Genomic DNA, 9,431 nt, shown 5'->3' with positions numbered 1-9,431 from the left:
CCAGGTCTGTCGAGCAGCTCCGTAGACGGGATGGTGGCTTCCGCTACATAGCAATGTTTTTGCGCGACGGTGATGGTCCCGCCGAAACCCTGCACTACCACCTCGACCACAGGTTATGACATCGAGCAGCGGGCGCGTTCGCTGTTTGGCGCGCTACCGCGCCTACGGCCATGTCCTGCGCCTGGACGTGGACCACATCGACAACCCCTGCGGTTTCAGGGGCAGTACTACGATGAAGAAACCGGGCTGCATTACACCGGGTGGTATCTGACGCCGGATCCGATTGGATTGGCGGGTGGGGTCAATGGGTATTTGAAGGGGGTAATATGATTGGCGCTAACGATGAGAAGGTAATGAAAGCTTGTATGGATGTTTTTGAAGTGACGAGTAGCTTGGAGTGTCGGAGTTTTATAGGTGTTTTGCTCGATGGGCTTCTGGACTTAAAGTGTGTTGGGTTGGAAATGGCAGGTGTCTATCTTGGGTGTGATAGTGATCCTCTCAGTATTCCAGATTATCTGGATATTGAGGGTTTTGATATGTCGTTTGAGTATATGGATAGGTATGTTGTTTGCTCTATGGTTGAAGGTGCTAAATTCATAAAGGAGTGGTGTGATGCTAATGTGCTCGTGGAAAAGGAGAGGGTAAGTAAATCTTGTGATAAGTTGGTGGGGCTTTACGGTGGTATGACTGTCCTTGTTAAGAATGAAACTCCTAAAGATTGCCTTTTGGGTGTTTTTCTTTGTTCTGGATTTGGTGTGAATGGTTGCATTGGAGATCTGCTTGAGTCTCTCTTGAGCTTCAAGGGAGTAAGTGTAGGTATGTCTGGGGTTTATCTGGGGTGTGATGAGGATCCGGAAAATGTCCCAGCGTATTTGAGTGGCAAAGGGGTTGAGATGTCATTTGGTTATATGGGTGAGTACGTCGTTTGTTCCATGTCTGTTGGGGCTTTTTATATCCGTGATTGGTGTGAAAAAAACGTCCGCTCTGAAAGTGTTGGATCTGAAAGGGTGGCGATAATGGCTGCCTGTAATAGGTTGGTGAAGCTCTATGAAGATTTTGATGATGTAAGGCATGAGCTTTAGAAGGTTATGCGGTGTTTGCTCTGATGTTCTAGTTGGAGTGGTTGTCAATTTTTGTCAGGTCGGATGTGTTTTGGTGGAGAGCTTGTGTGGATATAGGTTGGATGAAGGGGGTAATCATTTTCTGCATGAAGAAACCGCCGGTAAACGGGCGCGCGCGGGTGGTGTGAGAGGTCACATACTTGTGCAGAGAGGCCATGTGAGCAGGGGTAAAATATCCACTGAGAAGGGGCGATGATGTGGAGTATTTAAAGATTGAAATTGAAGAAGAAATTAAGGCTAATTCGATTAAGGCTGAGCGGATTGAAGAGGTGGGGTTGCGAGGTTTGCTAAATTATTTAGATTTGAATTTTTATGGTGGTTGCGGGAATCTTGATTCGCTTTATATGCAGAGGGCTTGTAGGTATTATGATGAAAATTTCTGGAGAGGCATATCTAAGCAGTCTGAAGAGTTTGTGTATTTGTTGGTGGTGGATGAAAAATGGCATGCCTGGAAGTTTGAGAGCAAGGAAGGTCTACAGCTTTTGATAAACGAAACTACGGCGTTTAGATTTTGGCTGCTTGATGCTACAAGACGCGTACTGGTGTATTTCGGGGATAGTGATTGTGTGCATTGGTCGCGAGTCGAGTGATTGTGTTGGAGGAGGGGCGTGTTGACCGAGATATGAAGGGTTTGGGAAATTAGAGTGCCGGTTGAAGTTTGGTTGTATTTTGTAAGTGGCTAAAGGAAGTGTGGAGTGAAGCTGTTCGTGGGGCGGGAGTGCTAAGGCTGAGTTTGAGGAGGTGGAATGAGAGGTCTTGTCTTTGTAGGGTTTGAGATTTCAGATGATTCAAATGAAGGAGTGGGAGTGACTGTTGGTGAATCTATTCTAGTTGATAGAAAGGCGGGTCAGTGAATTCTCATGTTGAATGTCAAATGCCTGGGAGGCGGGACAAGGCTGGAAGCAAGTGAGGCGCATCCTGGTAAAAGAGGTTTCGGCGAGTAGTAAGCGTGTTCAGGATGAGAAGGGGAGAGAAAAATAAAATGGGTTACTTGCAAAGTGAGATCGAGGAAGAATTGCTGGGTAATTCTATTGAAGCTATGCATTTTACTGGTTTGGAGTTGGATGGGTTCTTGAATCATATAAGAAAGACTTTCTATAGAGGTGATCGTGGGCTTGATCCAAACTGCTTGAGCGAGGCGGGTAGTTTTTATGATGCGAATTTTTGGAGAAAAATAATAGATCAGAAAGAAGACTTTGTATATTTGATGGTTTTTGATGGTGGGTGGCATGTTTGGAGGTTTGAGTCGTCGGGTGATTTGCAGTTAATACTTGGTCAAACTACTGGGTACGTGTTTTGGTTGCTTGACTCAACTAAGAAGACTTTGGTTTATTGCGGTGATAGTGATGAGGTGGTTTGGTCCCGACGGCCCCGCAAGCCCTGATGGAAATCTGGATTCCCCTGGAGCGATCATGATCCACCCTTGCACCGACCCGACCACCCCGGCCTGGCTGCACCTGCGCAGTGCCCTCTGGCCCGACAGCGCGGCGGCCGAGCACCTGGCGGAAATGGCCGATATTGCCCTCCGCCCCGATACCTTCGTGGCCCTGTTGGCGTACGACGAGCAGGGCGGGGCGCTAGGGCTGGCCGAGGCGTCGGTGCGCCATGACTACGTCAATGGCAGCAATACGTCGCCGGTGGCGTACCTCGAAGGCATCTTCGTCGAGCCGGCCCGGCGCGGCCAGGGCATCGCCCGCCAGCTGATCGCGGCCGTCGAACGCTGGGCGGCCGGCAAAGGCTGCCGCGAACTGGCCTCGGACGCCGCGCTGGACAACCTTGGTAGCCAGCATATGCACGCGGCCCTGGGCTTTGCCGAGACCGAGCGGGTGGTGTACTTCCTCAAGCCGGTCGCGCCCCTCGACTGAAAAATCGCGGGCAGTTGTCGATTTGCCGTTTTCCCGTTCGACCAGTGTTGAAGGCGCCGGAATGCCCCGGCACCACTTGCTGAAGATGCTTCGGAGAAAACACCGATGAACACCGCAGCCGAAAACGAAATTCGCCAGTTGATCGCAGGTTGGATCGAGGCCGTGCGCGAGCGCGACGTGGCGCGCATCGTCGCCCCCTACGCCGACGACATCCTCGCCTTCGACGCCATCCAGGCCCTGCAATTCAAGGGCAAGGCCGCCTACCGAGCGCACTGGGAAATGTGCATGGGCTACTGCACCGGCCCCATGGTGTTCGAGGTGGCGCAACTGGCCGTGCATGCCGACGGCGACCTGGGCCTGGCCCACTGGCTCAACCGCTGCGGCCCGGCGGACGACGAAAGCCAGTGCGGCTTCATGCGCGTCACCGTGGGCTACCGGCGCAATGCCGGGCAGTGGCAGGTGATCCATGAGCACTGGTCGGCGCCGTTCGACATGGAAACGCAAAAAGCGCTGTTCGATCTCAAACCCTGAACGCCGTCGACCGCCTATCGCCACCTCACCCTGGAGACGATCATGAAATACCTGTGCCTGGTCTATTGTGACGAGGGGTTGCTGCACAGCCTGCCCGACAGCCCCGAAGACGCCGAATGCATGGCCTACGCCGAGTCCATCCAGGGCTCCGGGCGGATGCTCGCCGCCGAGGCGCTCAAGCCCGTGCAAACCGCCACCACGGTGCGCGTGCGCGGTGGCCGCATGAGCCTGACCGACGGCCCCTTTGCCGAGACGAAAGAGCAGCTGGCCGGCTTCTACCTGGTCGACGCCCGCGACCTCAACGAGGCGCTGAACATCGCCAAGGGCATCCCGGCGGCGCGGGTCGGCAGCGTCGAGGTGCGGCCGGTGCGCGAACTGCAACCCTGAACCGGATGGAGAACGACAACAATGACTCTGGTACAACCGGCACAACCCCAGCATGAGCTGGCCATCAGCCGCCTGATCGACGCCCCGCCCGCCAAGGTGTTCCGCGCCTGGACCGAGCCGGAGTGGCTGATGCAGTGGTGGGGCCCCCATGGCATGACCACCCCGGAATGCGAGATGCAGTTATGGCCGGGCGGGTTGTTCCGCACCCTCATGCGCGCCCCCGACGGTACCGAGTACCCCCACCAGGGCGTGTTCCTGGAAATCCATGCGCCGCACCGGCTGGTGTTCACCGATGCCTTCCGCCCTGGCTGGCTGCCCTCCGACAAGGCCTTCATGACCGCGGTGGTCAGCTTCGACGACGAGCAGGGCAAGACCCGCTACACCGCCCGCGCCTGGCACTGGAACGCCGCCGACTGCCGCGCCCATGAGGAAATGGGCTTCCACCAGGGCTGGGGAGAAAGCCTGGACCGCCTGGTGGAGGTGGTGACCCAGCGGATGCCGGACTGATGACCCCCACTGAACAGGTTCGCCGGCAGGTCGAGACCGTCTACCGCCAGGAGTCGCGGCGCATCCTGGCCACGCTGATCCGCCTGCTGGGCGATTTCGACCTGGCCGAGGAGGCCATGCACGATGCCTTCTTCATCGCCGTGGAACGTTGGCAGCGCGACGGCATCCCCGACAACCCGCGCGCCTGGCTGGTCTCCACCGGGCGCTTCAAGGCCATCGACGCCTTGCGTCGGCGCGCCCGTTTCGACCGTTCACAGGCCGACCTGATCATGCTGCTCGAAGGCGAGGTCCAGGACCCGGGCGAAGAGGAGCTGCTGGCCGACGACCGCCTGCGCTTGATCTTCACCTGCTGCCACCCGGCACTGGCGGCCGATGCCCAGGTGCCGCTGACGCTGCGTGAAGTCTGCGACCTGACCACCGAGCAGATCGCCCGCGCCTTCCTGCAGAGCCCGGCCACCATCGCCCAGCGCATCGTGCGGGCCAAGGCGAAGATTCGCGATGCGAAGATCCCGTACCAGGTGCCGGCGCTGGCCGAGCTGCCCGAGCGCCTGGAGAGCGTGTTGCGGGTGATCTACCTGGTGTTCAACGAGGGCTATTCGGCGTCGTCGGGGGAGGATGTGGTCACCCGCGAGCTGACCGACGAGGCGATCCGCCTGGGGCGCCTGCTGGCGCAGTTGCTGCCGGACGCGGAAGTGCTCGGCCTGCTGGCGCTGATGTTGCTGCAGGCGTCGCGCCAGCATGCGCGCAGCGACGACGAGGGTGAGCTGGTGGTGCTCGATGAGCAGGACCGTGGCCTGTGGGATCGCGCGCAGATCGAGGAAGGTTGCCAGCTGGTGCGCCAGGCTCTGCGTGGCCGAGAAATCGGCCCGTACAGCGTGCAGGCGGCGATTGCCGCGCTGCACGCCGAGGCTCCAAGCGCCGAGGCGACGGACTGGGCGGAGATCGTCGGGTTGTACGAGCTGTTGCTGCGCCACTGGCCGTCGCCGGTGGTGGAGCTGAACTGGGCGGCCGCGCTGGCCAGGCGCGATGGCGCGGCGGTGGGGCTGCGGGCAGTGGAGGCGATTCTCGAGCGGGGGGAGCTGGGCGACTACCACCTGGCCCATGCCGCGCGGGCGGAGCTGCATCGGCAGTTGGGCCATGTCGAACAGGCCCGCGGCGCCTGGCGCCAGGCCCTGGCGTTGGCCCGCCAGGGGCCGGAGCGGCGGCATATCGAGCGGCGCCTGCGGGAGCTGGGCGCATGAGCCAAGGTCTGGTGGGAAATTGTTGGAGTAGTGGTCGGGGTAGAGCGATTGCCTTGTGGCGTTCTTGAGATTGAGCGCCGCTGGCGCGGCGCATCGCGGATGAATCCGCTCCTACAGGTGGATGGGGCCAGAATGTAGGAGCGGCTTCAGCCGCGATGCGCCGCGCAGGCGGCGCTCGATCTACAGGGCACTGAAACGCTTCCGTCGAACACCCTTGACAGGCAGGGGTAGCCGCTCAGCTAGCGACGAAATTCGGCGGGCTCACCAGCTCGACGGTCTGCTGCTTGCGTGGCGCCAGGATCTCGGCCTCGCCCTCGACCACCAGCTCGTCGTTCTGGTTGTAGACGTTGGTGGCGATGCGCACCTTGAACTTGGGCAGCTTCTCGAGAATTTCCAGGCGCACGGTCAGGGTGTCGCCGATCTTCACCGGCTTCTGGAAGCTCATCTGCTGCCCCAGGTAGATGGTGCCGGGGCCCGGCAGGGTGCAGGCCACCGCGGCGCTGATCAGCGCGCCGCTGAACATGCCGTGGGCGATGCGCTCGCGGAACATGCTCTTGGCGGCGAACTCGGCGTCCAGGTGCACCGGGTTGTGGTCACCGGACATCGCGGCGAACAGCTGAATGTCGCGCTCTTCGACGGACTTCTTGTATTCGGCTTTCTGGCCGACTTCGAGGGCTTCGTAAGGCGTGTTGGTGACCTGGGTCATCGGGGCTTCCTTGAGCGGTGGACGAGGGGGCCTATCATTCACTGCGGGCAGGGCGGCCAAGGGCCAGCGCCTGCTCCAGCCAGCCGATGATGTCGGCGGTGACCTCGTCGCGATGGGTTTCATTGAGCACTTCGTGCCGGGCGCCCGGGTAGACGCGCAACTGCACATGGCGGTTGCCGGTCGCGCGCAGGGCATCGGCCAAAAGGGTGAGACGCTTGCCGGCACTCACCGGATCACATTCGCCGCCCAACACCAAGATCGGCAGGTTCGGGTCGATCTGCGCGAGGTTCTTCTTCTGGCTGATCTGCGCCAGGCCCTGCAGCAGGTCGAGCCACAGCTGGTTGCTGCAGCGATAGCCGCACAGCGGGTCGGCGACGTACTTGTCCACCTCGGCCGCGTCGCGGCTGAGCCAGTCGAAGGCGGTGCGGTTGGGCTTGAACGCCTTGTTGAACGAGCCGAACGACAGCCAGTCGATCAGCGCGCTCTTGCCCAGCGGGCCCTGGCGCCAGGTTTCGAGCCGGGCGATCAGGCGCGCGGCGCGGTACAGCGCCACGGGCTGGAAGTTGGAGCCACTGAGGATCGCCCCCTGCAGGCTGGCGCTGTGGTGCAGCAGGTAGGCCTGGGCGATGTAGCTGCCCATGCTGTGGCCAAACAGGAACAGCGGCGTGCCGGGGAACTGCTGGCCGATGTGCTGGGCCAGCAGGCCCAGGTCGTTGACCACGGCATTCCAGCCATTATGGCTGGCGAACAGGCCCAGGCTGCCCAGCTCGGCGGTGCGCCCATGGCCGCGCTGGTCGTGGGCGAACAGGGCGTAGCCCGCGTCGTTCAGGGCGTGGCCCAGGCGCTGGTAGCGCGCCGCGTGCTCGGCCATGCCATGGGCCAGCAACACCACGGCCTTGACCGGTTTGCTCGGCAGCCACTGGTGCACATACAGGCTGCAATGCTCGCTGGCGGGGAGCCAGAAGGCGTCGTGGGGCATGGCGGGTCCTTGCGCGCTGAGGTTGACCACACAGTGTATGCGCAAAGGGCCAGATTGCAGGAAGGGCAGAAATAAGATTCACAATGTTAATGGCGGCACTTGGCGTATTTGCCACCTTCGACATTGCTGCTAACGTCGGCAGAACGCCTTTTTGCCACCCGGCGATCAGGTCAGGGACGGTCCCGGCAGAGGAACAACAATAAATGCAAGCCGATTTCTGGAACGACAAGCGCCCGGCGGGCGTGCCTTCCACCATTGACATGAATGCTTACAAGTCTGTCGTCGATGTCTTCGAGCGCTCCTGCAAGCGTTTCGCCGACCGCCCGGCGTTCAGCAACCTGGGGGTGACCCTCAGCTACGCCGAGCTCGACCGCTACTCCGCGGCCTTCGCCGCCTGGTTGCAGCAGCACACCGAGCTGGTGCCGGGCGACCGCATCGCGGTGCAGATGCCCAACGTCCTGCAATACCCCATCGCCGTGTTCGGTGCCATGCGCGCCGGGCTGATCGTGGTCAACACCAACCCGCTGTACACCGAGCGCGAGATGCGCCACCAGTTCAAGGACTCTGGCGCCCGCGCCCTGGTGTACCTGAACATGTTCGGCAAGCGCGTGCAGGAAGTGCTGCACGACACCGGCATCGAATACCTGATCGAGGCGAAGATGGGCGACATGCTGCCCGCGCTCAAGGGCTGGCTGATCAACACCGTGGTCGACAAGGTGAAGAAGATGGTGCCGGCTTATCACCTGCCCCAGGCGGTGTCGTTCAAGCAGGTGCTGCACAAGGGGCGCGGGCTTGGGCACAAGCCGGTATCGCAGGCGCTCGACGACGTCGCCGTGCTGCAGTACACCGGCGGCACCACGGGCCTGGCCAAGGGCGCGATGCTCACCCACGGCAACCTGGTCGCCAACATGCTCCAGGTCCTGGCCTGCTTCTGCCAGCGCGGCGCTGATGGCCAGCCGCTGATCAAGGAAGGGCAGGAGGTGATGATCGCGCCGCTGCCGCTGTACCACATCTATGCCTTCACCGCGAACTGCATGTGCATGATGGTCACCGGCAACCACAACGTGCTGATCACCAACCCGCGGGATATCCCGGGCTTCATCAAGGAGCTGGGCAAGTGGCGCTTCTCGGCGCTGCTGGGGTTGAACACCCTGTTCGTCGCGCTGATGGACAACCCAGGCTTCAAGTCGCTCGACTTCTCCGCCTTGAAGGTCACCAACTCGGGCGGCACCGCCCTGGTCAAGGCCACCGCCGAACGTTGGGAGGCACTGACCGGTTGCCGCATCGTCGAGGGCTACGGCCTCACCGAAACCTCGCCGGTGGCCAGTACCAACCCCTACGGTCAGTTGGCGCGCCTGGGTACCGTGGGCATGCCGGTACCGAACACTGCGTTCAAGGTGATCGACGACGCCGGCATCGAGCAGGCGTTGGGCGAGCGGGGCGAGCTGTGCATCAAAGGGCCGCAGGTGATGAAGGGCTACTGGCAGCAGCCGGAAGCCACCGCCCAGGCGCTGGACGCTGACGGCTGGTTCAAGACCGGCGATATCGCGATCATCGACCCGGACGGCTTCACCCGCATCGTCGACCGCAAGAAAGACATGATCATCGTCTCCGGCTTCAACGTGTACCCCAACGAGATCGAGGACGTGGTGATGAACCACCCGCAAGTGGCCAACTGCGCGGCCATCGGCGTGCCGGACGAGCGTTCGGGGGAGGCGGTGAAGTTGTTCGTGGTGGCGCGTGAGGGCGGGGTCGATGTCGATGAGCTCAAGGCTTACTGCAAGGCCAACTTCACGGGGTACAAGGTACCCAAGCAGATTGTCGTGCGCGAATCGCTGCCCATGACGCCGGTGGGCAAGATCCTGCGGCGCGAGTTGCGTGATATCGCGTGAGGTTGAACAGATGTGGCGCCCGGCGCGATTCAATGTAGGAGCCGGCTTGCCGGCGAACGGGCCGGTGCGCTTCCTGTAGGAGCGGGTTTACCCGCGAATGGGTGGGTCGGTTCACTACCGTATTCGCGAGTGAACCCGCTCACACAGATTCCTGTAGCGGTTCTGGCTGCTCTATCTCGGCCTTTTCAGCCGTTATTGCGAC

General features: G+C 60.8%; 11 protein-coding genes and 1 pseudogene. 10 read left to right on the top strand and 2 right to left on the bottom strand.

The features are described from left to right. Positions 1–106: 106 nt before the first annotated feature. From JYG34_RS26720 to JYG34_RS18990, 9 genes and pseudogenes are all read left to right on the top strand, one after another. Positions 107–312, top strand: a pseudogene (locus tag JYG34_RS26720) (RHS repeat-associated core domain-containing protein); the annotation flags it as partial. 14 nt (positions 313–326) lie between these two features. Next, positions 327–1,082: a hypothetical protein gene (locus JYG34_RS19025; RefSeq protein WP_213657850.1), complete on the top strand. Its 756-nt coding sequence runs from the start codon at positions 327–329 to the stop codon at positions 1,080–1,082. A 236-nt stretch (positions 1,083–1,318) separates the two neighbouring features. Then, complete coding sequence (locus JYG34_RS19020) at positions 1,319–1,711, top strand: hypothetical protein (protein WP_213657849.1); 393 nt, start codon at positions 1,319–1,321, stop codon at positions 1,709–1,711. Between the two features lie 392 nt (positions 1,712–2,103). Next, positions 2,104–2,505 (top strand): hypothetical protein, encoded by a 402-nt coding sequence (locus JYG34_RS19015; RefSeq protein WP_213657848.1) that lies wholly within the window; start codon positions 2,104–2,106, stop codon positions 2,503–2,505. 28 nt (positions 2,506–2,533) lie between these two features. Beyond that, positions 2,534–2,986 (top strand): aminoglycoside 6'-N-acetyltransferase, encoded by a 453-nt coding sequence (aac(6'), locus tag JYG34_RS19010; protein ID WP_213657847.1) that lies wholly within the window; start codon positions 2,534–2,536, stop codon positions 2,984–2,986. A gap of 105 nt (positions 2,987–3,091) precedes the next feature. Next, on the top strand, positions 3,092–3,517 hold the full coding sequence (locus JYG34_RS19005; RefSeq protein WP_011535058.1) for a YybH family protein: 426 nt from the start codon (positions 3,092–3,094) through the stop codon (positions 3,515–3,517). Positions 3,518–3,559: 42 nt separating this feature from the next. Further along, positions 3,560–3,904 (top strand): YciI family protein, encoded by a 345-nt coding sequence (locus JYG34_RS19000; RefSeq protein ID WP_011535057.1) that lies wholly within the window; start codon positions 3,560–3,562, stop codon positions 3,902–3,904. Between the two features lie 21 nt (positions 3,905–3,925). Further along, positions 3,926–4,411, top strand: coding sequence for an SRPBCC family protein (locus JYG34_RS18995; protein ID WP_213657846.1), 486 nt, complete (start codon positions 3,926–3,928; stop codon positions 4,409–4,411). Next, positions 4,411–5,652 carry an RNA polymerase sigma factor gene (locus JYG34_RS18990; protein WP_213657845.1) on the top strand — a complete coding sequence of 414 codons (1,242 nt, stop codon included), beginning with the start codon at positions 4,411–4,413 and terminating at the stop codon, positions 5,650–5,652. Before JYG34_RS18995 ends, JYG34_RS18990 begins: the two co-directional genes overlap by 1 nt. A 235-nt stretch (positions 5,653–5,887) precedes the next feature. Here JYG34_RS18990 and JYG34_RS18985 read toward each other — a convergent pair whose 3' ends face one another. Further along, a complete protein-coding gene (locus JYG34_RS18985) occupies positions 5,888–6,358 on the bottom strand; it encodes a MaoC family dehydratase (RefSeq protein WP_213657844.1) in 471 nt (156 codons plus the stop codon). Positions 6,359–6,392: 34 nt separating this feature from the next. Beyond that, complete coding sequence (locus JYG34_RS18980) at positions 6,393–7,337, bottom strand: alpha/beta hydrolase (RefSeq protein ID WP_213657843.1); 945 nt, start codon at positions 7,335–7,337, stop codon at positions 6,393–6,395. A gap of 203 nt (positions 7,338–7,540) precedes the next feature. Here JYG34_RS18980 and fadD2 point away from each other — a divergent pair, with 203 nt between their 5' ends. Next, a complete protein-coding gene (gene fadD2 / locus JYG34_RS18975; RefSeq protein ID WP_213657842.1) occupies positions 7,541–9,229 on the top strand; it encodes a long-chain-fatty-acid--CoA ligase FadD2 in 1,689 nt (562 codons plus the stop codon). The last annotated feature ends 202 nt before the right edge of the window (positions 9,230–9,431 follow it).

The organism is Pseudomonas entomophila (genome assembly GCF_018417595.1).
Lineage (GTDB): Bacteria > Pseudomonadota > Gammaproteobacteria > Pseudomonadales > Pseudomonadaceae > Aquipseudomonas > Aquipseudomonas entomophila_C.
The sequence above is the reverse complement of the archived record's forward strand: the minus strand, read 5'-3'. Positions and strand labels throughout refer to the sequence as shown.